Genomic DNA, 23,007 nt, shown 5'->3' on the forward strand with positions numbered 1-23,007 from the left:
ATGGCTGCCCAGCCAGCAGATACACCGCGCCAGCTGCCGCTCGATCTCGGCCACGGCACCGGCTATTCGCGCGACGAGCTCGTCGTCTCGGGCACCAATGCGCAAGCGGCATCGCTGATCGACCGCTGGCCGGACTGGCCGTCGCCGGTGGTCGTGCTGGCCGGGCCGCCCGGCTCCGGTAAGACGCATCTCGCCCGCATCTGGCAGGATAGGGCGCACGCCGTCATCGTTGATCCCGGTCGGATCGGCGAGCACATTGCCGGTCTCGGCAGCAGGCCGGTGCTCGTCGATGACATCGACAAGGCGGCGATCGACGAGCCGGGCCTGTTCCACCTGATCAACGCCGTGCGCGGCGCGGGCTCGACGCTGCTGCTCACCGCCCGGCGTTTCCCTTCGGCTTGGCGCGTCGCGCTGCCGGATCTCGTTTCGCGATTGAAGGCGGCGGCGACGATCGAGATCCACGAGCCCGACGACCTGCTGCTCGCCGGCGTGCTCACAAAGCTCTTCGCAGACCGGCAGGTAGAGGTCGAGCCGCATGTGGTGCAATATCTGGTGCGCCGCATCGAGCGCTCGCTCGGCACCGCCATGCGCGTTGTCGAACGCCTCGACCGCGCCGCGCTCGAACGCAAGACGCCGATCACCCGCGCTTTGGCCGCCGAGACGGTCAGCGCCATGGACGAAGGGCAGGGCGAGTTCGATATTTGAGGCTGAAGTGCCTGCGCGTGACAATCAGGGTCCATTAGCTATGTGATAGCAATGAGATCGAATCGATATCAATGACAGCGGTCACGATCAGAAATCTTCCGGAAGAGACACATCGCGCTCTGCGCGTGCGCGCGGCCATCAATGGCCGCAGTACGGAAGCAGAAATCCGCGCCATCCTTGAGGATGCCGTTCGGCCGGAGGGCCGTGTCAAACTAGGCTCCTTGCTTGCAAGCATCGCTCGCCGGGCCGGTGTGAAAGACGAGGATGTCGATGCTCTGGGAGCAAGCCTTGGACAGAAGCCCTGCCGAGCCCCTGAAATTCGAATGATCCTCCTGGACACCAATGTTGTGTCGGAGGTGATGAGGGCAGAGCCGCATCCCACAGTCTTGGCTTGGCTGGATGCTCAGGCCGCCGAAACACTCTACCTTTCCAGCATCACGCTCACGGAAGTGCTGTTCGGGATTGAGGCCATGGCAGCAAGCCGCCGCAAGAACGCGCTGGCCGAAACGTTTGCCGGGATTTGTGCAATCTTCGATCAACGTATCCTGGTCTTCGACGCCGAGGCGGCACGTCGCTATGCCGGTCTTGCTGTAAAGGCCAGAACGGCCGGAAAGGGATTTCCCGTGCCTGTCGGGTATATCGCAGCCATCGCCGCCGCGAAGGGCTTCCAGGCCGCGTCACTCGACATCGCGCCGTTTCAGGCGGCCGGGGTGCCGGTTATCAATCCGTGGGAGCATGCGGCGTAGCCGTCCCGTTTCGGAACAATCTTTCAGGCATCACTTTTGCAACGCAGCCGTCGCCGGTTGATCCCGGTCCCGATCGCGTTCCAGATCGGGTTGTAGGCTCGCCGGGCTCGAGGTGTTGGGGTTCTCGCCCGGCGGGTTTACCGTTCCTCCGAACTGCGGCGTTGAATGGCTCGTCCCGCTTGCCGTGAGCCTGTCCCGCATCGAGCAGCAAGCTGCCGCCACTTATGGCGAGGCCGCATTGACGTGCGTCGTTGATGAGAGGAGGACCGCAGATCGCGGAGCCCCCATGTCAGCCGCCGCCTGGAAAGTGTTGGCGTCTCAATTGTCCCTGTCCTTCCGGCTGTAATGCAGGAAAGGCGAGACCGATTTGGTCGAGGAAGGAAGCGATGGTCGGAGTGGCGTGATTCGAACACGCGACCCCCTGATCCCAAATCAGGTGCGCTACCAGGCTGCGCTACACTCCGACGTCCCGCGGCGTATAGGGGGCGGGCGCCCGGAAGGCAACACAAAAACGGCAGGCCCGACCTGGATCGATGCCGCAGTGTTGAAGAGCGCCAGCCCTCGGTTCGCCTACGGTGCCCGGATCGCTACCGTGACCTGCAAGGCGTGGCTGCAAGCGGCGTTTGAAAGCCTTGCCGCCTCCGCCGATGCCTTCGCGGCCTTCATGCAGAAATGCCGATCAGCTCTGGCGCTGCTGGCCGGCGATCTTCTTGGCGATCGCGGTACCCTGGATTCTCGCATTGGCAAAGCAGCCGCGAATGCTCGGGCGCATGCCGGTGAACCAGAGTCCGGGCAGCTTCGGATCGTTCGCGGCGCCATTGAACAGCGGCACGCCCTTGGCGTCGAGCACGCCGAGTCGGCCCAGTATCGTCTCCAGCCCGGTACGGTAGCCGGTGGCGGCAATGACGATGTCGGGCGCGATCGTCTGGCCACCGTCCAGTACGACGCCGTCGCGCCTGAATTCGCGCAGTTGCGGCACCACGATGATGCGCCCGGCCTTGATGGCCTCGACCGCGCCGTCGTCGGCGGCGATCGCCGTATAGTCGGAGCCGAGCCGGCTGGCGCCGCCCGCCGGGGCAGGCGGCAGGCCGTATTTCGTCAGATCGCCGAACACCAGGCGCTGCGTTGCCGCCATCACCGCGTCCGCGAGCCTTGTGGGCAGGCTGGCCATGAGCGGCGATATGCGATGCACGGCGATCTTGCCGATGCGCTTGGGCAGCAGCGAAGGTCCGTTGCGTGCCGCAAGCCACATCTGACCCGTCTCGACGCGGGAAAGATGGTTGAGCGTGTCGAAGCCGGAATTGCCGGCGCCGACCACCAGCACTTTCTTGCCGGCATAGTTGCTCGCCTTGCCGAACTCGGCCGAGTGGATGACCGACCCCGAAAAATCCTCCATGCCCTTCCAGGCCGGAATGAAGGGTTGCCGGTCGCGTCCGGTGGCGATCACCACATGCCGTGCCGCCTTCAGCCCCGCGCTTGTCCGCAGCAGCCAGTGGTCGCCATGGAATTCGATTTCGTCGACCTTGACGTCGAAGGCGATCGGCAGCCGGTGCGTTTCGGCGAAATCGTTGAGATGACGGATGACGGCGCTGCGATGCGGAAAAGCCGGCGTCCCTGCCGGAAAGGAAACGCCGGGCAATGAGGAGAGGTCACGATGCGTGTTGAGATGCAGATTATCGTGACGGCGATGCCAGGGCTCGGCCAGCCGCCGCTCGCGTTCCAGGATTTGCACCGTCACGCCGGCCCTGGCCAGCGCATGCGCGGCGGCAAGCCCTGCGGCGCCCGCGCCGATGACAATCGCTCCGTCCAATATCGCTGGCTCGCCGACCCCCGACGGCAAGACTTTCGCTTCCGCGCCCATTTGTGTCTTTATCGCCGTCATCATGCCTTCAAGTGGCATGATCCTGTATCTGACATATGCCGCCCACCCGCCAAAAGGAATAGGTGGCTGTTGCAAAAACCTCCGGCATTGTGTCGCGGATTGGTACGAGCGCCGGCTAATGAACCGGGTCGGCGTGGCGATGCACCAGCTTGAACCCGCCGTCCTCCAATCGGAACACTTCCGTCACCCGCAAGGTCATCTCGGTCGCCTCGCCGTTCCTGCCCATGCGCGTCTTGGCATGCTGCAAGCCGGTCCAGAAGGCCAGATCGCCGCTTGCCGCAGCCTGCAGCACCTCGAGGTCGGTGCTGCCGCCCTTTTGGAAGCTCGCCGCGTCGCGTTCGTAGCGGCCCGCAATCGCCTCGGCGCCTTCGAGATGATCGCCGCGCGGCGAAAAGAACGTCGCCGGCCCGGCATGGGTGACGATCGCCTTCAGCGACGTGGGATCGCCGTTGACATAATCCTCAGCGATCTTCTCGCGCTGCTTCATGAAGGCATCGAAGGACGAGCCGCCGGGATGTACCCTCCTGACCCAGCTTTCCAGGCCAGCCATGAAATTCTCGAGGAAGGCTGCGGTATCGGCATTGGTAACGGCCCCCTTATCGTCGAGCAGCTCCGCGACATTGCCGATATAGGCCTCCGGCTGCTGCATCACCGGCATGTCGAGGAAGACGAAGGTCTGCCTGAGCGCCTGGTTGGAGCCGAAGGCGCCGATCTTGCTGGGGCTGACGCTGACGACCCCGGCGGGCAGGCCCTTGAACACGCTCTTGCCGGACGGACGCGAGCCGACATCGAGCGCATTCTTCAGGCAGCCCGGGATTGAGCGGTTATATTCCGGGGTGACGAACAGCACCGCGTCGCATTCTTTTATCGCCGCGCGGAAGGCCGACCATGCCGCCGGCGGGCTGTCGCCGTCCAGATCCTCGTTATAAAGCGGCAACTCGCCGATCTCGACGAAACGGCAGCGCACCGAATCCGGCGCGCGGGCGGCCAGCGCCTTGGCGATCTTGCGGCTGAAGGACTGGGCGCGCAGGCTGCCGACAAGCACGGCGAGCTGGAGGACGGCGTGTTCGGTTGCATCGGTCATGGCGAAACGTCCGTTTTGCTGATGGCTTACAGGGAAGGCCGGCACGGCGCGGCCTGCCCGATAATGTCGGCAGCGCAGCGAGGTTCCCTGCGCCATAGCGTGCGCCGGGCCGCTGCGGCCTTGCCGCAGCGGTCATTGCACAGTAATGACGGATTGGCGCGAGGTTCAGGCTCCCGATGGGATCCTGGAAATAGCGCGCTGAACAACGGTGCCCGGTCCCCGGGCGGCAACGAGGTGGTCATGTCCGCGCGCATTTTCAGTCCAGCCAAAACCGCGATGCAGTCCGGCAAGGCCAAGACCGGACATTGGGTGCTCGAATTCGAGCCCGCCCAGCGCAAGAAGATCGACCCGCTGATGGGCTACACCTCCTCGGGCGACATGCTGAGCCAGGTGAAGCTCACCTTCGATACGAAGGAAGAGGCGATCGCCTATGCCGAGAAGGAAAAGATCGCCTACCGGGTTGAAGAGCCCAAGGAAGCTAAGCGCCGGCAGATTTCCTATTCGGACAATTTCCGCTATGACCGCAGGACGCCCTGGACGCACTGATTTTCGAGTCTTTCGTCGCGCGGCATGATAGACCAGCCGGCCTAGCCCGGCCGACGGTCCCGTAGCTCAGCTGGATAGAGCACCGGCCTTCTAAGCCGATGGTCGCAGGTTCGAATCCTGCCGGGATCGCCAATCTTTGGCATTCTTGTCGATGGTAATGTACGCGTTCTGCTTACATTTGCTTGACTTGTGTAAGCTATCTGCTTACGTGTGGCATGATCAAGTCATTCAAGAGCAAAGCGCTAGCCGATTTGTTCGAGACCGGGAAAACCGGGAAGATCGATGTCAAGATGCATAAGCGCATCCTGATCAGGCTTGACCGCCTTGAGGCGTCCGAGCGGCCGGAAGATATGAACCTGCCAGGGTTTGATTTTCACACGCTGAGAGGCTTCGACCCGACCCGCTATACGGTTCCACGTGAACGGCCCGTGGTGCCTCACATTTGAATTCGACGGCCAAGACGCCGCCCGCGTCGATTTCGAACAGTATCATTGAGGCGGACAGATTGGGGAAATTGGATTTATGAGCGAGCACAAGCCGAAGCGTCCCGTCGAGCGTTGCCCGTCCCACCCGGGAGCGCTGCTTGAGGACATCATCCCAGCGACTGGAAAGACCAAGGTGGAAATTGCCAGGCTGCTCGGAATCTCCCGACAGCAGCTCTACGATATCACCCGCGAACGGAAGCCGGTATCGCCGGCCATCGCGGCTCGGCTCGGAAAAATGTTCGGCGGCGGCGCTGCAATCTGGCTTCGCATGCAGGCGGCCCATGATGCCTGGCACGCCGAACGGGAAGTGGATGTGAGCGCTATACCGACTTTGCGCGCGGCTTAACAAAGTTTGCTAGCCGGCCCTGTAGATAGAGCACCGGCCTTCTAATTTAGGCTTCAGGCTGCTCTGAAGGAGTAGTTCCTCGGGCTGGACGAAGAAGCATGCTAAGCCCACGCTCCGCGACAGGGCGAAGTCTTTGCACCGGCAGCTCAACGAAACGGGCTACCAAATAGCTTGCGATGAGAACTGCCACAGCCATGATAAAGACAGTAAAAAGGGGGCGATCCGAGGATCCGAACCGCGACATCAACGTGTATCCTATATACGCGTGCAGAAGGTACATTGGATAGGTCAACGCGCCGATCTGTCTCGCAAAAGGCAATGGTTTCGATTCGGCTCTGGATGCCTTCATACCCAGGAAGACGACAAAGAACCCGAGCACGATAACCCCAACGACGTAGCGCGAAAGCGTCGGGCCATAGGTCGCATTAATGAAGTCCGTGGTGGGCAATTCGGCAACACAGAGGCCCATGACTGCACAGGCTGAGGTCGCGAGCAGTGTCCGCGGAGAGAAACCGTCCTGGTACATGAAATAGAAGGAGCACCCGGCGGCGAAGAACGCGTCATATCCCCCAAGGAACCCATGACCTCCCCACACCGCGAAAGAAACTATCAGCCAGGCTATCCATATCTCAACTATAATTTGGGCATAGCTGATCAGGTTTAGCGAAAGGATGGCAAGCACCGAGGCATAGAAGATGATCTCCGTTTTGAGGGTCCAGTAGACACCGTCGACAACTGGCCATCCAAAAGACGTCGGGATCATCGTCAGGTTGACGAAATACTGTCCCGCCGATATCGGCATCAACGGCGACGGCCAGATGGCAAGCACAATCGAGGTCAATGTCATACAGAAGACGAACGCCGGCCACAGCCTGAAGACTCGCGAAATCACAAACTTCACCGGTGACCCCGATCGGGCGGACGACATGATTACGAAGCCGCTGATCATAAAAAAGAGCGGGACACCCAGATACCCGTATTGAAACAGCGCTCCGGCCCCCTCGAATGGCCCTATGCCTGTCAGTTTGCCGTTGCGGATACCGTTGACGAGATAATGATAACTCATGACCGACAGCGCCGCGGCGAACCGCGCATAGTCGATCCATTCAAACCGAGAGTTGGTTCGTTCCAATGACATGCAGCCTTGAACCATGCTGCTGCATGGCGGTCAATTCCCGGCTACAGTCAACCATTCTGGCGAGAGATGGCGGCATCATTCAAAGTGACCGCAAAAACGAACGCGTCATATCCACTTCCCAGACGATTGGACAACCGCCGGCGCCCGGATCATTGCGGCAGACGCCGCGGCAACGAACGGGCGCTGGCCACTCTGTGGCAATACGGCTTTGGTGGATTTGCCCAGTCCGCCCAGCTAGCTTAACAATCCTCTCGTCTTTGCCTCACGCTGCGACTTGACTTGGCAGTGCGAGTTCCTTCTGGCGCCGTTTTGCACGGATGTTACTTCCGCATCAGCTCAGGGGAGGGATCGGTCAGCCATTGCTTGTCGTCCTTCTCACTGGCCCACGGATTCCTTGATGGGCAATGCTTCCTCGTCAAGCTCGAGCCGCACCTTCACAACCCGCCGCTCGCGTCGATACTCGGCTTGCTTGAATGCGTTGTCGCTGTCGGCTGTGGTCATGCCGACGATCGGGGTATTGCTGCGGGATCGGCTCATGGGCCTGTCGTTTAGCTTGCGTTTTCGGGCGGACTAGCCCGAAGATCTGGTCAGCACTTAGAAATCTTGGGCTACCCTGCCGCTCGTGCCGCCAAGGTATGTATTCCAGACGTAGTCGCGGATCAGTTTTCGATGATCGGTTGTTCTGCGGTGATAACTGGGACGGTCGGGGTAGGATACGCCGGCAACATGGAAGAATGCTTCCTCGATGATCTCATGGTGTCCGACCGCACCCGCCATCGTCATCGGGTTTTCCCGCGCGACGGCTACAGCAACGTCACTTGCCCTGTCCAAATGCGAGTAAAGGACTTTCCAGTTTGCGCCGCCAGTATCGAGCCCCATGTTCAAGCGGGGTTCGAAGTTCAGCTTTCGTCCCTCCGTGGCGGAGAAGCGATAGAAGCAGAAACCTGCCCATAAATTCCAGTGTCGATCGGTCGGCTTCGGCTCGTGGATATGATTTCGACCTGGAAGGAACAGCTTACCGTAGACAGCCTTTTCTTCCATCTTGGCCGGGATGTCAAATGGCACTACCGGGAAGCAGTCATGATCAATGAAGCCGAATAACTCAGGCTCCAAGTGCCGTATGATATTATGATAGGTCCAGTTTATCGCGGTTCCGTGCGATCTGGACAGATGTTTTTCTACCCGCATCGGAAGCGCCAAATAAGGCACGTCTCTTACCTTGCAGATGCTTTCTATTGCTTCTCTCGACGCCCGACCGGTCGAATTGTCGACAACTGCCAGCGTCATTCCCGGCGGGTGCATTTGCCAGGCCTTGGCCAGCGCATCTATGACCCAAGGCGTGTTGAACGCCACCGCAAAGCAGACACGCGATGCACCAGTGGCTTTCAGGCGGTCTGCAAAAGCGCGTCCAGCAACTCGGCCCCGATGCTCGAAAGCCTTGTATACTAGCCTATTTCTGGCTTCCTTCGCCGCGATGATTGCCGGCGCTCTGGTTATGACATCGACGATCTTCAGACCCATTTGGCCTGCATAACGTGACGCCAGGAGAAACGGAAGTCCGCCATTTTCAATGGAATAGACATCGAAGGCGTCTCCAGTGGCAAAACCGAAAAGGAAATGAATATTCGCGACGCGCTCGAACAGCGAGACATTCTTCTTCTGCCGTAAAATCTCACGGCCAACTTAAAGCGACCACCTATCCCGCTGCCGCCATAGGTCCATGGGAGCTCGCCACAAGCGATACCACCCGGCTCTCCTTACCTGTTCGGCTATCGGAGCGTCGCCGTACATGTTGAAGAACTGCAGCACGCGCGGGCTGGCGAAAGCCTTTTTGCCACGTGTGTTGTAGTCGCTGACCGGAAGGTGGTGTCGGCTGAGGGCCAGGCCATTTCGAGAGAGCGCGACCCCGATGCAAAACTGCTCCGGCGCATCTGTATTGGTCAATTCGCGTACGGCCAGCATCGCGGAATAGGCTTCGTTTAATGCACGAATATTGGCTCGATGAATGCCAAGGATTCCGCTTTGCCACATCGGTTCGTGCCCAGTCAGAGTGTAGTCTCCGATTTTGATGCCTTTGCCTGTGAGAACCGGGTAAAGCCGATGCTCACCCTCACACTTACGCATGAAGGAACGCGTCGGTGAAATCTGTCGGAACCCTCTGGATGGATCGACATAAGGATAGTGGTCCGAGTCCATGAAGATCAGGCGGTCCGCTCGCTTCAGGATCTCGATCAGGAATGCAGCCTTGACGCCGAAATGATAGCGCCAGCCGAAAGACATCAACTCTTTCTGGTCGGCGGTTATTGCGATCGTCTCTACGGGGTATAAGCGAAAGAGTTCGGGTCTGTCGGTTGCGACGAATATTTTGGCGCCTGGGCAATTGTGCAAAAGCTTAAGCGCGCTGAGCAGCGCGCCAAAGTGATAAACCTCGTTATCGCCATAGGCGATATAGCCAAAAACGTCGTTCATTCGATCTATGGGAGATGTGTCTGAGACGCTCCCACTACCAACACAGGCAACCGCAATCCACTCGAATTTCCCCAATGTCGATGTGCGGATAACAGGTTTTTCGGTGGATCGCTCCCTTGCGCCGGCCAAAGTTCCCGGTTGATGGTTCGGCCGGTCCGAAGCTATGTCGCAGAAGTATGGGGAGGTATCTGGATGTCGGCTCTTTCCAAATGGCTGAGGGACATGCGCTCCGGATTGCCGGAACATGTGACCGTTGGCCGCCACACCTATGGCGTGACATGGCGAAAAGTCTTGGACCCGTTAAAGGATGCTCCGTTGCAAGTCGGCGCTTTCTGCTCTGTCGCCGGTCGGGTGGTTTTCATCTGCTCCGGCCAGCATCCGACCGAGAGCGCAACCTCGTTTCCAATCTACAGCCGGTTGCTGAAACAGCCCGAACCGATCGCAAATGGCGGCAGGCAGGCCGGCATCACTGTTGGCAATGACGTCTGGATCGGCAATGGCGCAATGATCCTGCCGGGTGTGGAAATCGGCGATGGCGCGGTCGTCGGCGCCGGTGCCGTCGTCACCAAACACGTGCCGCCCTATGCGATCGTCGGCGGCTCTCCAGCCCGGCTGATCAGATATCGGTTCCCCGAGGAGATCATAGCGAAGCTGCTGGCGATCCAGTGGTGGCGCTGGGACGACGATAAGGTCAAGCGCGAGGCCGCCTCGCTCACCGGCCCGATCGAGGCTTTCGTCGAGAAGCATTTTGTGGCAGGCACCGCAGCAGGATAAGGGTCGCGGTGCGAATGACGAAGTGTTTCTTCCTGGCGGCGGATGCTGAATATTTTCCGTATGCCAGCCTGGCGGCGCGTCGGATCGTTGACGTCTCCGCGCCGATCGACGGCTACCTGCTCTATACCGGCGCCAGCGAACCGGATCTCGAAGCCGGCCGCCATCTGCTGAAAGGCAAGGTCGAGCTGGTCGACGTCGCGGATTTCATGACTAGCCGCGGCTTCCGCTTCGGAGCATACAGTATCGCCGCCTACACTCGTCTTTTCGCCGACCAGCTTCCGGTTTTTGGGCCATATGATCGTGTCGCCTACACGGACTGCGACGTTCTCTTCAACAGGGATATCAACGAGCTTGCCGGGCAGGAGCTGCATGCGCCCATGCTCGCGGCGCATGACGACTACATGTATTTTCGGCCGTCCTACAGACAAAAGCTCGGGCTGAAGCCGGGCGCGCCCTACTTCAACTCCGGTGTCGTGGTTTTCGACATGGGCGCTGTTCGGGCGGACGGACTGCTGGAGCGCACGCGCAACACCGCCATTCAAGGCAAGATGAACGACCAGAATGCCCTCAACATCGCCTTCGAGGGCAAATGGCAGACGATGCATCCGAACTGGAACCTGCAATCGCTGGGGACAAGGGAGTTTCGCTTCTCCCAGGCCTGGGCCAGGCATTTCGCCGGCGGCAAGCCGTGGGGCAACCAGGTCGGGGTCGAGCTGGAAGCGCTGAGCATCTGGCGCGATCTCGCAAAGGACACGCCCTGGCGCAAGCCGTTCGAGCAGCGCATACGCTTCGAGCGCGGCGTGATGAAGCGCTTCTTGCGTCGTTTCGACGCCGTTGCTGGTCTTTTCGGAAACGAAGTCCAACGCCGCCGCGCCAGATATGACGGCGCGAAGATGCATCAAATCTACGCCCGGCAGGCGGAAGAAGGCGCATTGGCGGTCCGGTTCCCGGAAGTGCTTGGCGGCTTTGGCTGAACTATCCGCCGCCACGACCTGTGGATAGTAACCGCCCATTTACCACGTCCCGGTGCTCGCGTTGCGGCTGCCGGTCGACTCGCCGAAATGGAGCGGCCTGAACCCGTCAGGCAACCCCGAAGCCGAGCGGCCGGCGTTTTCATGTATCAGCGGGACGCGTGCTTGAACGCGTTCCAAGTATGCGTCGGCCGCCACTTCGCTGCATGAAAACACAAGCCCGCCGCGGCAATGGGAAACCGCGACGGGCTTGGTGACGCCCCTCACGGGGCGCCGTGGGAAAATCGAGGCTACGCCAGCAGTCCGGCGACCTTGGCAGCCTTGCGCAGTGTCTTGCGGGCTTCCACCGGGCTGCGCAGCCCATCGAGCGCGTCGCGGCAGACGCGGCTCGCCGAGCGCCAGGCGCCGCCCCGCGCCTGTCTGGGCCAGCGCTGGTCCAGGCATTCCATCGCCTCGAAGCAGCTCGAAACCTTGCGCTGACCGTTTGGCTGGAAATCGATCACGACCGGCTCGGAAAACCAGACATCGTTCATCACTTCCTCCGTTCTTATGATCGTCTTTTGAGCAAGCAATCGGCGCCGGATGACGCGCCCGATGCGGTTCCGCGATTGCGGACCCGCGCGTTAACCGATCACCGCGCGTTAGGTTCCGAAGAATTTCAAGGCTACGGCAATTCCAGGAAAAGCGTGGGCGGGTGGCTCGGCGCCTCCGCCGCAGCCTTCCGTCCGGAGTTGCGTAAAAACAAAGAGGTAGACCGTTTCACCGTTTCTGTGACACGGTGAAACGCTGCGTCCGGACGGGTTCAAGGGCGGCCAATCCGGCGAGTGCGGATGGTCGAAAATCGCGGGACCAAAGTCACTGCCGTACTCTCGCGGGTGGCGCTAGATTGCGAACCGAAATTCAGCGGATGCACAGTGGGAACCGGTTGGCGATCTACCGGAACGTCATCCTGATCTAATGAATCCGGCAGGCTGATGAAACGCGGGAGGACCTCTCATGCTTATCGCCGTGCTAGCATCCCACCATGACCGTTGCCACCTTGATGGCGACCGCGTTCGGGCTCTACGAGGAAGCGCGACCGAACCGCTCGCGCGCTGAGATGGATCGTGCGCGCGCGTTTCGAACAGAGCATCGGTTTCCCGCCAGGCATGATCACTCCGCTTCAGCTGGCCATATGCATCTTTCGGGCCGGAATCCTGCTTTCTCCGGCGGCGTCAGCGGTGCTGGTGCTTTTATGGCTTTACTATCGATAGGCAGCCTGTGGAGCGCCGGGCGCCGTTGTTCTATTCCACTAGTACGTGCGCCTCGCGCGCGGCCATGATGAAGGCCTCCCTGGCGTTGTCCGCCGCAACGTCGCCACGGATCGCCCGCCGGCAAGCGCGCAGCGCCGCGCCATGCAGCGCGCTGCCGGCATCGCGCCATTGGCCGGTCAGCAGTTCGACGGCCTGCTCGGCGTTGGATATGTGGCGGATCGAGCCGGACACCCCGACGGCGACTTCGACCGGCCTGGAGAACCATCCCTGCATCATCGCTAAAACCTCCCGAAGTATATCGGAACACGATATATTATCGTAGAGTTGCGTCGCGAAACGTCAACTTGGCGTGAAGCGTTTCACGAAGCTGGCGTAGGTTGCTCATCTTCCAAGCGGCCTCCGTGAAAGCTCGATCAGTTCCGCCTCGTCGGTGATACCCGCCATGTAATTGGCGATGATACGCGAGGCGCGCGCTTCCTTCTGCTCGGCAGTCTCGCCTTCGAAATTGCCGTTTTGGTAGACACGGCCAAGCATGGCCGTCTCGTCGGGGTTGAACGTGTTGCGTACAACGGACATGGCTTCCTCCTCCAGCCCGGCCCCTCTTGCCCGGCTAATAATAGCACGCTTCGAGATTGGGAGTGAGTCGCGGCAACATCGTGGCCAAGGTTTCTTAGCCGGGCACACCGGTTGCTGTGCTTCCTTACTTGCGGCTGGCCGCTGTTTTGCCGGCCTCGTTATATTCTTGCCGAACGAGCGCTGCGCTGATACGCATTAGCAGCGCGGAATTTTTCTGAGTCTGCATTGACTTGAGCCCAGAAAAGCGCCGCGCGTTCTGTCCGAGACCAGCAACCCCGACGTGGTGGCAACCGGGTTACGAAGGGGTTCTGGTCGAAAAAGAAGCAGGGCAGGTCCCGCATTCAAACCGGGGCAGGCTCATCAACGCTCTGGAACTCTGAAGCCATTGCCCCCATGGCCTTCGGAAGAGCATGAACCATGGGGAAATCGATGGTGACCAAGAAACTTACCGCCAACGCAGAAAGCGCGGCAGCCTTTCTTGCGGTGATGGGCAACGAGAAGCGTTTGCTCATCATGAACTACCTCGCCGAGGGCGAACTCTCTGTCGGCGTGCTCGCCGACAAGGTCGAACTCAGCCAGTCAGCGCTGTCGCAACACCTGGCCAAACTGCGCAGGTTTGGCCTGGTCGAAACCCGCCGCGATCGTCAGATGGTTTATTATTCCTGCAAGTCGTCGGCAGCGCGCGAGCTTCTGACACTGCTCGATGGCCTGCTGACGACGGACAAGCCGCTTGCCGGACCGGCAAGGCAGGCTTTGGTCGAGAGGATGCGGCGGCCGCAGGCTGCCTGAGCTGCTTGCCACGCACGGACGGGGCCAGGGGCCTTCGTCCGGCGCGGCACCTCGACGGCGCAGACTGACATATAAGCGGGCCGCATCGCGACGCCGCCCACGTTTCGTTGAACCGCCGCTCTTGCCATGCCGCTCGCCGGGGGGTCATCACGTTTGTTTGAGAGACGATGCTTCGGAGCCCGATATTCGCTGCAAGTTGCTGATAGTAATTGGTTCTCTTGTATGAGCGGGACCCGGCTCAGCCGAAGCTTACAGATTTGTAAGTCGCCTCGCCGGGCGCTGTTGGCTAAATTCCAAGTCGATCCACACCCCCGGATCATGACGGCGCCGAACTTCCACTTCGGCTCCGTAAGAGGCTCGCCGCTCCCGGCGGGCCTCTTTCGTTTTGGGTTGCGTGGCTTGCTGCGTTCACCGCGGGCGTCACCGGCTTGGTGTCGTGGGAAGCGGCGGGGCAGGTGGTGATAACCGGCACCTGTTAAGCCGATAGAAGTCGAGCCCGGCGACGAAGTCACCGGTGATCCCGGCAGGTTCGGTCGCGTCTCGGTCAGGTTTGCCCGATCAGGGTTTCGCGGGACGCTGCCTCGTGATGACGCTGCGCACCGCAAGCACCAGCACGGTGATGATGATCAGGATCACCGAGAGGGCCGCGATCGCCGGATCGATGTTGTCGCGCAGGCCCATCCACATCAGCCGCGGCAGGGTGATGGCGTTGACCGAAGTAATGAACAGCGTCACGCCGATTTCTTCCCACGAAAGCACGAACGACAGCAGCGCCGCGGTGACGATGCCGAACTTGATGTTGGGCATGATGACGCGCGTCGCGCGTTCCCACACGGTTGCGCCAAGGCCGCGCGCGGCAAGGTCGATGCGCCGGTCGAGCTGGCTGAGCGACACCAGCATCAGCACCGTAGCGAAAGGCACGGTCATCACTGAATGCGCCATGGCCACGCCCAGCCAGGTGTCGTAGCCGAAGAACGATGTGAGGCCGGAGACCGAGGTGAGCAGGAAATAGAGCGTCACCGCCGAGACCACCGGCGGCACCACCATCGGCAGCAGCACGAAGCCGACGAGCGCAGCGGTGAAGCGCGGCTGAAACATCCACACGCCGAGACTGAAGGTCAGCGCCAGCGCCGTCGAGAGGATGCTGCTGACGATGCCGATCCTGAGCGACAGCAGGATCGAATCCAGCCAGCGCGGATCCTCGATCAGCGAGCGGTAGTGGCGCAGCGACAGTTCACCCGTCGGCATAGCCAGCATGCGGCTCGGCGTAAGCGACACCGGGATGACGGCAAGCAGCGGCATCAACAGGAACAGCGCCACCAGCACGGCGAGGATGAGCGAGACGGGGCCGGGGCGATAGGTCGGCATTGGCTACACCAATTGCTTCGGTCTGACGTAGCGGAACACAAGCGCCATCAGCGCGCCGACGAACACCACCAGCACGACGCTGATCGCTGCGCCCAGCCCCCAATCCGGGCTCTGGAAGATGCGCAGGTAAATGAGCTCCGCGATCATCACGCTGCGGCCGCCGCCGAGGATTGCCGGCGTGACGAAGAAGCCGAGCGAGAAGACGAAGGTGATCAGCGCCGAGCCGATGATGCCGGAGCGCGTCATCGGCACGAACACCGTCCAGAAGGTGCGCATGCGGCTGGAGCCAAGCCCGCGCGCCGCAAGCAGCACGCGCTCGTCCAGGCTGCGCATGGCGGAAGCCAGCGGGAACACCGCGAAGGGGATCAAAAAATGCGACATGCCGACGATGACGCCGAACTCGTTGCGCACCAAAGTCAGCGGCTCGGAGATGAAGCCGATCGATTGCAGCCAGGTGTTGATCAGGCCGCGGTTAGAGAGCAGCGCCACCCAGCCGAAGGCGCGCGTCAGCACCGAGATCCAGAATGGCACCAGGATACAGAACTCGGCAAGCACGCGCTGCACCGGGCTGCCGCGCACCCACACCACGGTGATGGCATAGGCGGCGGTGACCGAGACCACGGTGACGATCGCCGCGATGCGCAGCGTGCGGATGAACACCGACTGCACCAGGTCGTCGGTGAGCAAAGCGTGGTACTGGCCGAGCCCGGGGGTGGGGAGCGTAAAACTCCACTTCACCACTCCGAGGAAGGGCCAGGCATAGGCAAGCACGAGGAACAGGAGCAGCGGCGCCATCAACAGCGCCGCGCCCGTCCTGTCGGAGAGGGTGCCTCTCATCGCCAAGTAGTTCTCGGCCCGATCAGGCCGAGATGATCTTGGTGTATTCGTCGAGTGCTGCGCCGTAATTCTTGGCATACCACTCCATGTCGAGCGGGATCTGCTTCGCCATGTTCGCCGGATCGACAGGGTTGATGCGCTTCTTGTCGGCCGGGATCAGCGCGTCGGCCGCCGGGTTCGCCGGGCCTTGGCCGAGCTTCTCGAACATCACCAGTTCCTTCTGCGGATCCTGGGTGCTGGCGATGAACTTCATCGCCGCGTCCTTGCCGCCGGGATTGTTCTTCAGCACGGCGAGTGCGCCGGGCGAGATCAGGCCCTGGTCCCAGATGAACTTGATCTGACCGCCGGAGTCCTGCTCGATCAGCGAGGCGCGGGTCGACCACACGATCGCCATCGAAGCCTCGCCGTTGAGCAATACGCTCTGGCTCTCGGCGCCGCCGCCCCAATAGGAGACGACGTTTTCCTTGAAGGCGGCGATCTTGTCATGCGCGCGCTTCAGGTCGAGCGGGTAGAGCGAGGCAGGCGCCACGCCGTCGGCCAGAAGCGCCGCTTCCCAGCTCGACACGCCCCATTTGTAGAGCGAGCGCTTGCCAGGGAATTTCTTGACGTCGAAGAAATCGGCCATGCCGGTCGGCGCGTTGGAGCCGAATTTCTGCGAGTCGTAGGCGATCACATAGGAGAAGAAGTAGGTCGAGGCGGCATATTCCCAACCGAAGCCCGGCCGCATCTTGCTCTTGTCGACGATCTTATAGTCGATTGGCTCGAGCATGCCCTGGCCGCCGAGCGTGATGGCAGAGAACGGATCGACGTCGACCAGGTCCCAGGTCGGCGCGCCGCTCTTGAACTGCGCGGCGATCGCGCCTTCGGTCGGGCCCGAGCCGTCCATCTTGACCGGGATCCCTGTTTCCTTGGTGAAGGCCTGGCCGTAAGCGGCGTCGTAAGCCGTGATGGCGTCGCCGCCCCAATTCACCAGCACCAGCCCCTTGGTCTCGGCTCGAGCGCCGGTCGAGCGCAAAAGCATCGGCGTGCCGGCGAGCACGAGGCCCGCAAGCTGCGCGAACTGCCGGCGCGAGATCTCGCCGCGCTTGGTCCGCTCGGCGAGGGATTCGATTGTCTGTTTCTTCGTATCGTTCATGTCAGTTCCCCTTGTTGTCGTTGATTTGAACCGGAAGCCAGCGCGGCGATTTCGGGCCGCGGCGGCGGGTGCTTACTGTCCTCCGTCCGGAAGGAGGAAACCCTTCTCCGCCGGCCAGGTCAGCCAGACGGAATTGCCTTTGCTCAGCGCCGCGGCCGCGACCTCGTTCGGCACCGAGACGGTGACCTTGGCGCCTTGGCGGGTGGTGAGATCGAGCTTGGTCGCGGCACCGAGATAGGTCGAGGCGACAGCGGTCGCCGCGATGCCGTTCTCGTTGACCGACGCTTCCGGCGCGATCGACATGTCCTCGGGGCGGATGGCGAGGATCGCGTCGCCTTTGATCGCCTCGGCCTTGCAGCGCATGTTGACCGCGCGGTCCTCGCAAAGCCCGGTGGCGCCATTGTCGGCGGGGCGAACGCCCTTCACCGGCAGCATGTTGATCTCGCCGAGGAACTCGGCGACGAAGCGGTTGGCGGGCCGGTCATAGACTTCGTCCGGTCTGCCGACCTGCAAGAGCTTGCCGTGATTGAAGATGGCGACGCGCGACGACAGCGCCAGCGCCTCGCTCTGGTCGTGCGTGACGAAGACGAAGGTTGTGCCGGTCTCCTGGTGTAGCCGCTTCATCTCGGCCTGCATCTGGCCGCGCAGGCTCTTGTCCAGCGCCGAGAACGGCTCGTCGAGCAAGAGCACTCCCGGTTCGAACACCAGCGCGCGGGCCAGCGCCACGCGCTGCTGCTGGCCACCCGAAAGCTGCGCCGGCAGCTTCTTCTCGTGGCCCCTGAGACCGACGCGTTCGATCATCTCGCCGACACGGCTTTTGATCTCTGCGGCGGATTTCTTGCGCACCTTGAGCGGGAAGGCGATGTTCTGTTCCACGCTCATATGCGGGAACAAAGCATAGCCCTGGAACACCATGCCGGCGGCGCGCTGCTCGGCCGGCCGGTTGGTGATGTCGACGCCGTCGCTGAAAAGCTTGCCTTCGCTCGGCTGCACGAAGCCGGCGAGGATCATCAGGAAGGTGGTCTTGCCAGAGCCGGATGGTCCGAGCAGCGTCAGGAACTCGCCGCGGCCGATATCGAGCGTGAGATTATCGAGCGCCCGGAACGAGCCGAAGCTCTTGCCGATCCCGTTCGCCTTGATCTCTGCGGCCCGGCCGGGTTGCTGCATCCTGCTTCTATCCTCACCGTCAAGCCAAATCGTAGGCACGGCTGCGGCTCACCGCAACCGAATAGTTTTCGTCTGACCGGCAAATTTGATTCACGTGTGGCGAGGTTGGGGCGGGATGCCCGCGGCGGGTATCGCATCGAGTTTGCGCATTTTTACAATCGGTTTTCCGCCATCCCGCGTAGGTTGATAAATCACAGCACACCATGAGACGAAACGCCGCCAACAGGAGACTTTTTCATGGCCGCCCCGATGCCCTTCAACGTCGTCATCTCTGAATCGCAACTAGCCGACCTCAAGTTCCGGCTTGAGCATACTCGCTGGCCGGATGAACCTGCTGATGTTGGCTGGATGCTCGGTACGAACCTCGCCTACATGAAAAAGCTGACCGACCACTGGATCAACGGTTATGACTGGCGCAAGGCCGAGGCAGCCATAAACGCCCTGCACAATTTCAAGGTCGGCATCGATGGTATCGAGCTCCACTTCGTGCATCATCCTTCAAAGAAAAAGGATGCGACGCCGCTGCTTTTGCTGCATGGCTGGCCAGACTCCTTCTACCGCTACCATAAGGTGATCGAGCCGCTTTCCGATGATTTTCACGTTGTGGTGCCGTCGATCCCGGGGAGCGGCTTCTCCGGAAGGACCGCGCTGGCGATGGACAAGGTCGGTGACCTCCTTGCAACGCTCATGACGGATGTCCTCGGATATGGAAAATTCATCGCCGCCGGTGGCGATACAGGCTCCGTGATCGCCATGTCGCTGGCGCAGCGGCATGCGGAAAAGCTCCTGGGCTATCACGTGACTGATGTTGGATATCCTGACCACACCACCGATTTCGCGTTGCTGAGCCCGCCCGAGCAAGCCTACGCAGGTGCAATTCAGCGATGGTTCTTCAGCCATGGCGCGTTCAATCTGGTGCAGGCCACCAAACCGCAAAGTCTGGCTTTCGCCATGAACGACTCGCCAGTCGGCCTTGCCGCATGGATCATGAGCTTCATGGCCGGTATGGGGCTTGGAGACGATGCGGACGCGCGGTTTGGGCGTGACGAATTGCTGACCAACATCATGATCTACTGGCTGACCGAAACGGCGGCTTCGTCGTTTCGCATCTACAACCAGAACGCCATGCAGCAGCCGACGATCAGGGGGGCGGACACGAAGGTTCCGGTCGCCGTGGCGACTGAGGCGCCGATCCCGGGCGGCGTGCGGCTCCCGCGCGAATGGGCTGACCGCCAGACCTCCGGCAATGTGGTCCAGTTTCACGATATGGAGACCGCCGGCCATTTCGCGGCTTGGGAGGACCCCGCCTTTTATGTCGACGACATCAGGCGGTTTGCGGCACTTCTGACCAAATGATCCATGTTTGGTGCTGATGAACACCGGGCAAGCTTATCTTGTCCCGGTGTTCAGATCTTGTGGACCGGGTCGAGATTCGAAGGCAGGTGCCCCATGATCTTCTTGATGGATTTGATCATATGCGGTTGGTCGCTGTAGCCGAGATCGGCCGCGACAGCGGCTGAATTCTCGCCCCGTTTCAACCGCCGTACAGCTTCCTGTGCCCGCCTTATCAGCTGAAAATCCTTCTGGGTGATGCCGGTCGTCTTCTTGAAATGTTGCTGTACCGACCGTCTTGAGGCGGCTTTGGGCTTCGGGGTGAATGCTTTGGCGACCAGATCGTCAGATTGCAGCAGATTTGCCTTGACCATCCTCTCGGTAAGCTGTTCGGCATTGCCGAAGGTCGGCAGCGGGAGTTCGACGCCGTCAAGCAGGAAACCCCCGCTCTCAACCGGCAGCAACCGTATCGCAGCGCCGGTTCTGATCTCCTCGTCCTTGGTCAGATGGACATGGGCGGCAAATGATATGACCACCGAATGTTCACCGGCCAGGTAAGGAACATCCACCGGCTCGGTTGCTTGTCCGCTCAGGAAGACCGTCGGTCGCCCGTCGGGAGAGACACTCAGGATCAGATCCCAGGAGCCGTCGGGAGTCGATCTGTAGATCCCATCCTCCAGGCAGACCGTCTGCCAGACCCTGTCGATCCAGGGATGGGGTGACGAACGATGCATGTGTCTTTGGGTCATGTCTCACCGGCGTGTTGAAATACAATCGAGCCGACGTTCAGTCTGCATCCATGGCAAGCGCCTCAATACGTCGCCAGCCTGTTCTCCGACAGCTTCGCCCTCAGCCAGTCGCTGAATGCATTGAGCACCGGGTGTCCGGCCTTGGCGTGCTCGAAGACCAGGAAATAGGCGCGCGGCGAGGGCACGGTTGCTTCGAACGGCTTGACCAGCCGGCCCTCGCCCAGCGCCCGGCGTCCAGTCAGTTCGTCGCCGAGCGCAATTCCCTGGCCGGCAATCGCCGCCGAAAAGACGAGGTTCATATCGGAAAAGAAGATCCCGCCCTCGGTGTCGGGATTTTCCACTTTGGACAGCGCCAGCCAGCGCGCCCAGTCCTCGGTGTCGCTGAGATGCAGCAGGTTGGCGCGCAGCACATCGGCTGGTTTGGAGAATCCGCCGACCTTGTTGAGCAGCGTCGGGCTGCAGAGCGGCGTGAAGGAGACTTCGCACAGCAGTTCCACCGCCCGGTTCGGCCAATTGCCGACGCCGAAGGCGATGAAGGCGTCGGCCTCCGGATTGCTGACATCGTCGAGCCGCCGTGGCGTCAGCACGGAGAGCGCAACGTCCGGATACATCTGCTGGAACTCGCCTATATGGGTACACAGGAACATCGAGGCGAAGCCCGGCGGGCAGGAGATGGCGAAGGAGCCGCCGACACCGGCGCCGCCGCCCTGCGTCACCGCATCGCCCAGCACTGTCAGCGCCTTCCTGACGTCGGCCGCGTAGCGCTGGCCGCGGGGCGTCAGCGCGACGCCCTTGCCGATGCGCTGCAGAAGATCGAAGCCGAGGTCGCGTTCGAGCAGTCTCAACTGATGCGAAACCGCGCTGCGGGTGAGGTGAAGTTCGTCGGCGGCGCGCCAGACGCTGCCGTGACGGGCAAAACTGTCGAGGGCGCGCAGCGCCTGCGTGGAAGGTATTCGCAAGAGGCCTCAGGTGAACCGAATTTGCACGAGCCGGAAAAACATATCACTTTTTGATGAGGCGCTTCACTGCTTTCTTTGAGGCATGGACAAACCGGTGACGACCTCGGCGCAAGAAACCGCGCTTGCCTGCATCGACAGCATCCAGCCGCTGCTCTCGGCCTGGACCCGCACCATCTTCGACTTTGGCGAAACCGCCTGGCGCGAGTACCAGTCGGCAGCCTGGTATGTGGACCGGCTGAAGCGCGAAGGCTTTTCGGTCGAGGAAGGTTCCGGCGGCATGCCCACGGCCTTCTGCGCCCATTGGACCAATGGCGACGGCCCGGTGATCGGCATGTATGGCGAGTACGATGCCGTGCCCGGCAATTGCCAAGATGCCGCGACGGTGAAGCGGCCGCGCCCGGGTCTCGGTGTTGAGGCGGGCGGCCACACCGATCCACATTCGGGCCTTGGCATCGGCAGCCTCGGCGGCCTCTTGGCCACCAAGGCGGCGATGCTGGAGCACGGCATGAAGGGCACGCTGCGCTTCACCGGCGAGCCGGCGGAGAAGGTGAGGGGGTCGAAGCCGATCCATGCGGCCAAGGGCTATTATGACGGCCTCGCCGGCATGATCTCCTTCCATCCCTTCTACATGCTGCCGCTTTGCAACACCGCGCGCTGGGACACGCATTGCGGCGCCGCCTATTCGATGATCTACCGCTTTGTCTGCGACGATCCGGAGAACTGGACCCGCGCGGCAAGCGACGCAGCACCCATCCCGCAAGCGCATTCGGCGGTCCGGGCGCCCGGCGCCAACGACGCGCTGGTGATGATGTACATGGCCTCCAAGGCGCTGCGCGATTCCATGCTGACGCATCAGGGCGGCTGGTCGATCAGCGAGGCGATCCTGACGGCGGGGCAGGCGACCGCCGACAACCTGCCGGCGGGATTGGCCGAGATCCAGTACATGATCCGCGTGCCGACCATTGCCATGGCCGAGCAGGTGATGACCGTGCTTGACCGCAACGCGGAGGCGGCTGCCAAGATGAGCGGCTGCCGCTACGAGCGCCACTGGGTGTCGAAGTCGCGGCCGGGGCTGGCCAATCACGCCATGGCCGACATCACCTATCAGGCGCTTTCCATCGTCGGCGCGCCGCGTTGGAACGAAGAGGCGAGGGCGATCGCCCGCGAAGTCCAGGTCAATGCCGGCGGCGAGGCGACGGAGAACCCGTTCATCGACGAGCTGGCGCGTCTGATTTCGCCGCAAGAGGCCGAGGCGATCCTGCGCCGCGACCTGCCGCCCTCGCAGGTGAACTCCACCTCCGACGATTACACCGACATGAGCTGGCATGCGCCGACGTCGCGTTTCTACATCGCCCGTCCGGCGCTGCGCGCGGCCCCGGGCCATACTTATCCGGCCTGGGTGATGAACGCGCTGGGCGGCATTTCGGCGACCATTGACCCGATGGTCACCTGCGCCGCCAAGACCGTTGCGCTCACCGCCCTGCGCTTGCTCGAGGACAAGGCCGCGCGGGATGCCGCGATGGACGAGTTCGTCAGGCGAACCGGGGGCGGCGTCGGCGGATCGAGCTGGATCGCGCCGCTCTGCGACTACGAACCGCCGATCAACTTCCGCTGGCCTGAATATGTCACCACGCCGCGCGGGCGCGACTGGTGGATCCCGGCCGCCTCCACCGCATGACCGACCAACGACAACCTT

25 protein-coding genes, 2 tRNA genes and 3 pseudogenes are annotated in these 23,007 nt (G+C 61.7%); 13 read left to right on the forward strand and 17 right to left on the reverse strand.

Translation table 11 applies throughout. From position 1 onward, the window contains the following. The 3 genes and pseudogenes from hdaA to LB528_RS19065 all read left to right on the forward strand — a co-directional run bounded on the left by hdaA (position 1) and on the right by LB528_RS19065 (position 1,451). Positions 1 to 705, forward strand: a complete 705-nt coding sequence (hdaA, locus tag LB528_RS19055) for a DnaA regulatory inactivator HdaA (RefSeq protein ID WP_224513113.1) — start codon at positions 1 to 3, stop codon at positions 703 to 705. Positions 706 to 776: 71 nt separating this feature from the next. Next, positions 777 to 1,032: pseudogene (locus LB528_RS19060) on the forward strand (FitA-like ribbon-helix-helix domain-containing protein). Continuing rightward, positions 1,029 to 1,451, forward strand: a complete 423-nt coding sequence (locus LB528_RS19065) for a type II toxin-antitoxin system VapC family toxin (RefSeq protein ID WP_224715922.1) — start codon at positions 1,029 to 1,031, stop codon at positions 1,449 to 1,451. Before LB528_RS19060 ends, LB528_RS19065 begins: the two are co-directional and overlap by 4 nt. Before the next feature lie 387 nt (positions 1,452 to 1,838). Here the strand turns inward: LB528_RS19065 and LB528_RS19070 are convergent. The 4 genes and pseudogenes from LB528_RS19070 to LB528_RS30595 form a co-directional block, all read right to left on the reverse strand. After that, a tRNA-Pro gene (locus LB528_RS19070) sits at positions 1,839 to 1,915 on the reverse strand. Positions 1,916 to 2,130: 215 nt separating this feature from the next. After that, positions 2,131 to 3,312, reverse strand: a complete 1,182-nt coding sequence (locus tag LB528_RS19075) for a flavin-containing monooxygenase (protein ID WP_224715962.1) — start codon at positions 3,310 to 3,312, stop codon at positions 2,131 to 2,133. 136 nt (positions 3,313 to 3,448) lie between these two features. After that, positions 3,449 to 3,883: a YybH family protein gene (locus tag LB528_RS30590; protein ID WP_411962214.1), complete on the reverse strand. Its 435-nt coding sequence runs from the start codon at positions 3,881 to 3,883 to the stop codon at positions 3,449 to 3,451. Then, a pseudogene (locus LB528_RS30595) lies at positions 3,857 to 4,417 on the reverse strand (NADPH-dependent FMN reductase); the annotation flags it as partial. The pseudogene LB528_RS30595 and the gene LB528_RS30590, both read right to left, overlap by 27 nt. A 240-nt stretch (positions 4,418 to 4,657) precedes the next feature. Here LB528_RS30595 and LB528_RS19090 point away from each other — a divergent pair. The 4 genes and pseudogenes from LB528_RS19090 (at position 4,658) to LB528_RS19105 (ending at position 5,794) form a co-directional block, all read left to right on the forward strand. Further along, positions 4,658 to 4,963, forward strand: a complete 306-nt coding sequence (locus LB528_RS19090) for an ETC complex I subunit (protein WP_224513119.1) — start codon at positions 4,658 to 4,660, stop codon at positions 4,961 to 4,963. 55 nt (positions 4,964 to 5,018) lie between these two features. Continuing rightward, positions 5,019 to 5,095 (forward strand) — tRNA-Arg (locus LB528_RS19095). An 83-nt stretch (positions 5,096 to 5,178) separates the two neighbouring features. After that, positions 5,179 to 5,458 (forward strand): annotated as a pseudogene (locus LB528_RS19100) (type II toxin-antitoxin system RelE/ParE family toxin). Between the two features lie 27 nt (positions 5,459 to 5,485). Beyond that, positions 5,486 to 5,794: a HigA family addiction module antitoxin gene (locus tag LB528_RS19105; protein ID WP_224715923.1), complete on the forward strand. Its 309-nt coding sequence runs from the start codon at positions 5,486 to 5,488 to the stop codon at positions 5,792 to 5,794. A 46-nt stretch (positions 5,795 to 5,840) separates the two neighbouring features. On the opposite strand, the gene LB528_RS19110 is transcribed toward LB528_RS19105, so the two are convergent. The 4 genes from LB528_RS19110 to LB528_RS19125 form a co-directional block, all read right to left on the reverse strand. Further along, complete coding sequence (locus LB528_RS19110; RefSeq protein ID WP_224715924.1) at positions 5,841 to 6,926, reverse strand: acyltransferase family protein; 1,086 nt, start codon at positions 6,924 to 6,926, stop codon at positions 5,841 to 5,843. A gap of 381 nt (positions 6,927 to 7,307) precedes the next feature. After that, a complete protein-coding gene (locus LB528_RS19115) occupies positions 7,308 to 7,469 on the reverse strand; it encodes a hypothetical protein (protein WP_224513126.1) in 162 nt (53 codons plus the stop codon). Between the two features lie 57 nt (positions 7,470 to 7,526). Next, positions 7,527 to 8,453, reverse strand: coding sequence for a hypothetical protein (locus LB528_RS19120; RefSeq protein WP_224715925.1), 927 nt, complete (start codon positions 8,451 to 8,453; stop codon positions 7,527 to 7,529). Between the two features lie 162 nt (positions 8,454 to 8,615). Continuing rightward, positions 8,616 to 9,401 carry a hypothetical protein gene (locus tag LB528_RS19125; protein WP_224715926.1) on the reverse strand — a complete coding sequence of 262 codons (786 nt, stop codon included), beginning with the start codon at positions 9,399 to 9,401 and terminating at the stop codon, positions 8,616 to 8,618. A gap of 192 nt (positions 9,402 to 9,593) precedes the next feature. Here LB528_RS19125 and LB528_RS30430 point away from each other — a divergent pair, with 192 nt between their 5' ends. Then, on the forward strand, positions 9,594 to 10,175 hold the full coding sequence (locus tag LB528_RS30430; protein ID WP_318012324.1) for a CatB-related O-acetyltransferase: 582 nt from the start codon (positions 9,594 to 9,596) through the stop codon (positions 10,173 to 10,175). Positions 10,176 to 10,189: 14 nt separating this feature from the next. Next, positions 10,190 to 11,149: a glycosyltransferase family 8 protein gene (locus tag LB528_RS19135; protein WP_224715927.1), complete on the forward strand. Its 960-nt coding sequence runs from the start codon at positions 10,190 to 10,192 to the stop codon at positions 11,147 to 11,149. 287 nt (positions 11,150 to 11,436) lie between these two features. On the opposite strand, the gene LB528_RS19140 is transcribed toward LB528_RS19135, so the two are convergent. Then, the gene (locus LB528_RS19140) at positions 11,437 to 11,679 is read right to left on the reverse strand and encodes a DUF982 domain-containing protein (protein ID WP_224513134.1); all 243 of its coding nucleotides are present in this window, start codon (positions 11,677 to 11,679) and stop codon (positions 11,437 to 11,439) included. Positions 11,680 to 11,706: 27 nt separating this feature from the next. Between LB528_RS19140 and LB528_RS19145 the strand changes: the two genes are divergently transcribed. Further along, entirely contained in the window at positions 11,707 to 11,928 is a 222-nt protein-coding gene (locus tag LB528_RS19145; RefSeq protein ID WP_224715928.1) for a hypothetical protein, read from the forward strand. 501 nt (positions 11,929 to 12,429) lie between these two features. Here the strand turns inward: LB528_RS19145 and LB528_RS19150 are convergent. Beyond that, a complete protein-coding gene (locus tag LB528_RS19150; RefSeq protein WP_224513138.1) occupies positions 12,430 to 12,675 on the reverse strand; it encodes a DUF982 domain-containing protein in 246 nt (81 codons plus the stop codon). A 105-nt stretch (positions 12,676 to 12,780) separates the two neighbouring features. Then, positions 12,781 to 12,975 carry a hypothetical protein gene (locus LB528_RS19155; RefSeq protein ID WP_224589130.1) on the reverse strand — a complete coding sequence of 65 codons (195 nt, stop codon included), beginning with the start codon at positions 12,973 to 12,975 and terminating at the stop codon, positions 12,781 to 12,783. A gap of 429 nt (positions 12,976 to 13,404) precedes the next feature. Between LB528_RS19155 and LB528_RS19160 the strand changes: the two genes are divergently transcribed. Beyond that, a complete protein-coding gene (locus LB528_RS19160; RefSeq protein WP_095767198.1) occupies positions 13,405 to 13,764 on the forward strand; it encodes an ArsR/SmtB family transcription factor in 360 nt (119 codons plus the stop codon). A 558-nt stretch (positions 13,765 to 14,322) separates the two neighbouring features. Here the strand turns inward: LB528_RS19160 and LB528_RS19165 are convergent. From LB528_RS19165 to LB528_RS19180, 4 genes are all read right to left on the reverse strand, one after another. Continuing rightward, positions 14,323 to 15,132 (reverse strand): ABC transporter permease, encoded by an 810-nt coding sequence (locus LB528_RS19165; RefSeq protein WP_224715929.1) that lies wholly within the window; start codon positions 15,130 to 15,132, stop codon positions 14,323 to 14,325. 3 nt (positions 15,133 to 15,135) lie between these two features. Next, entirely contained in the window at positions 15,136 to 15,969 is an 834-nt protein-coding gene (locus tag LB528_RS19170) for an ABC transporter permease (protein WP_224513144.1), read from the reverse strand. Between the two features lie 22 nt (positions 15,970 to 15,991). Continuing rightward, complete coding sequence (locus tag LB528_RS19175) at positions 15,992 to 17,104, reverse strand: ABC transporter substrate-binding protein (RefSeq protein WP_224715930.1); 1,113 nt, start codon at positions 17,102 to 17,104, stop codon at positions 15,992 to 15,994. A gap of 72 nt (positions 17,105 to 17,176) precedes the next feature. Further along, complete coding sequence (locus LB528_RS19180) at positions 17,177 to 18,271, reverse strand: ABC transporter ATP-binding protein (protein WP_224513148.1); 1,095 nt, start codon at positions 18,269 to 18,271, stop codon at positions 17,177 to 17,179. 237 nt (positions 18,272 to 18,508) lie between these two features. Here LB528_RS19180 and LB528_RS19185 point away from each other — a divergent pair, with 237 nt between their 5' ends. Beyond that, a complete protein-coding gene (locus tag LB528_RS19185; protein ID WP_224715931.1) occupies positions 18,509 to 19,627 on the forward strand; it encodes an epoxide hydrolase family protein in 1,119 nt (372 codons plus the stop codon). A 50-nt stretch (positions 19,628 to 19,677) separates the two neighbouring features. On the opposite strand, the gene LB528_RS19190 is transcribed toward LB528_RS19185, so the two are convergent. After that, on the reverse strand, positions 19,678 to 20,352 hold the full coding sequence (locus tag LB528_RS19190; protein WP_224715932.1) for a helix-turn-helix domain-containing protein: 675 nt from the start codon (positions 20,350 to 20,352) through the stop codon (positions 19,678 to 19,680). Positions 20,353 to 20,414: 62 nt separating this feature from the next. Then, the gene (locus tag LB528_RS19195; RefSeq protein ID WP_224513154.1) at positions 20,415 to 21,311 is read right to left on the reverse strand and encodes a LysR substrate-binding domain-containing protein; all 897 of its coding nucleotides are present in this window, start codon (positions 21,309 to 21,311) and stop codon (positions 20,415 to 20,417) included. Positions 21,312 to 21,393: 82 nt separating this feature from the next. Between LB528_RS19195 and LB528_RS19200 the strand changes: the two genes are divergently transcribed. Next, a complete protein-coding gene (locus LB528_RS19200; protein WP_224715933.1) occupies positions 21,394 to 22,989 on the forward strand; it encodes an amidohydrolase in 1,596 nt (531 codons plus the stop codon). The last annotated feature ends 18 nt before the right edge of the window (positions 22,990 to 23,007 follow it).

It is taken from the genome of Mesorhizobium sp. CA4, assembly GCF_020165075.1.
Lineage (GTDB): Bacteria > Pseudomonadota > Alphaproteobacteria > Rhizobiales > Rhizobiaceae > Mesorhizobium.

Bases quoted from the DNA above. Each gene is read 5' to 3' on its own strand.
- LB528_RS19105 (WP_224715923.1), top strand. From the start codon at position 5,486: ATGAGCGAGCACAAGCCGAAGCGTCCCGTCGAGCGTTGCCCGTCCCAC.
- hdaA (WP_224513113.1), top strand. From the start codon at position 1: ATGGCTGCCCAGCCAGCAGATACACCGCGCCAGCTGCCGCTCGATCTC.
- LB528_RS19165 (WP_224715929.1), bottom strand. From the start codon at position 15,132: ATGCCGACCTATCGCCCCGGCCCCGTCTCGCTCATCCTCGCCGTGCTG.
- LB528_RS19190 (WP_224715932.1), bottom strand. From the start codon at position 20,352: ATGACCCAAAGACACATGCATCGTTCGTCACCCCATCCCTGGATCGAC.
- LB528_RS19155 (WP_224589130.1), bottom strand. From the start codon at position 12,975: ATGTCCGTTGTACGCAACACGTTCAACCCCGACGAGACGGCCATGCTT.
- LB528_RS19065 (WP_224715922.1), top strand. From the start codon at position 1,029: ATGATCCTCCTGGACACCAATGTTGTGTCGGAGGTGATGAGGGCAGAG.
- LB528_RS19200 (WP_224715933.1), top strand. From the start codon at position 21,394: ATGGACAAACCGGTGACGACCTCGGCGCAAGAAACCGCGCTTGCCTGC.
- LB528_RS19175 (WP_224715930.1), bottom strand. From the start codon at position 17,104: ATGAACGATACGAAGAAACAGACAATCGAATCCCTCGCCGAGCGGACC.
- LB528_RS19185 (WP_224715931.1), top strand. From the start codon at position 18,509: ATGGCCGCCCCGATGCCCTTCAACGTCGTCATCTCTGAATCGCAACTA.
- LB528_RS19090 (WP_224513119.1), top strand. From the start codon at position 4,658: ATGTCCGCGCGCATTTTCAGTCCAGCCAAAACCGCGATGCAGTCCGGC.
- LB528_RS19180 (WP_224513148.1), bottom strand. From the start codon at position 18,271: ATGCAGCAACCCGGCCGGGCCGCAGAGATCAAGGCGAACGGGATCGGC.
- LB528_RS19150 (WP_224513138.1), bottom strand. From the start codon at position 12,675: ATGATGCAGGGATGGTTCTCCAGGCCGGTCGAAGTCGCCGTCGGGGTG.
- LB528_RS19120 (WP_224715925.1), bottom strand. From the start codon at position 8,453: ATGGGTCTGAAGATCGTCGATGTCATAACCAGAGCGCCGGCAATCATC.
- LB528_RS30430 (WP_318012324.1), top strand. From the start codon at position 9,594: ATGTCGGCTCTTTCCAAATGGCTGAGGGACATGCGCTCCGGATTGCCG.
- LB528_RS19140 (WP_224513134.1), bottom strand. From the start codon at position 11,679: ATGAACGATGTCTGGTTTTCCGAGCCGGTCGTGATCGATTTCCAGCCA.
- LB528_RS19160 (WP_095767198.1), top strand. From the start codon at position 13,405: ATGGTGACCAAGAAACTTACCGCCAACGCAGAAAGCGCGGCAGCCTTT.
- LB528_RS19135 (WP_224715927.1), top strand. From the start codon at position 10,190: ATGACGAAGTGTTTCTTCCTGGCGGCGGATGCTGAATATTTTCCGTAT.
- LB528_RS19075 (WP_224715962.1), bottom strand. From the start codon at position 3,312: ATGGGCGCGGAAGCGAAAGTCTTGCCGTCGGGGGTCGGCGAGCCAGCG.
- LB528_RS19125 (WP_224715926.1), bottom strand. From the start codon at position 9,401: ATGAACGACGTTTTTGGCTATATCGCCTATGGCGATAACGAGGTTTAT.
- LB528_RS19115 (WP_224513126.1), bottom strand. From the start codon at position 7,469: ATGAGCCGATCCCGCAGCAATACCCCGATCGTCGGCATGACCACAGCC.
- LB528_RS19170 (WP_224513144.1), bottom strand. From the start codon at position 15,969: ATGAGAGGCACCCTCTCCGACAGGACGGGCGCGGCGCTGTTGATGGCG.
- LB528_RS30590 (WP_411962214.1), bottom strand. From the start codon at position 3,883: ATGGCTGGCCTGGAAAGCTGGGTCAGGAGGGTACATCCCGGCGGCTCG.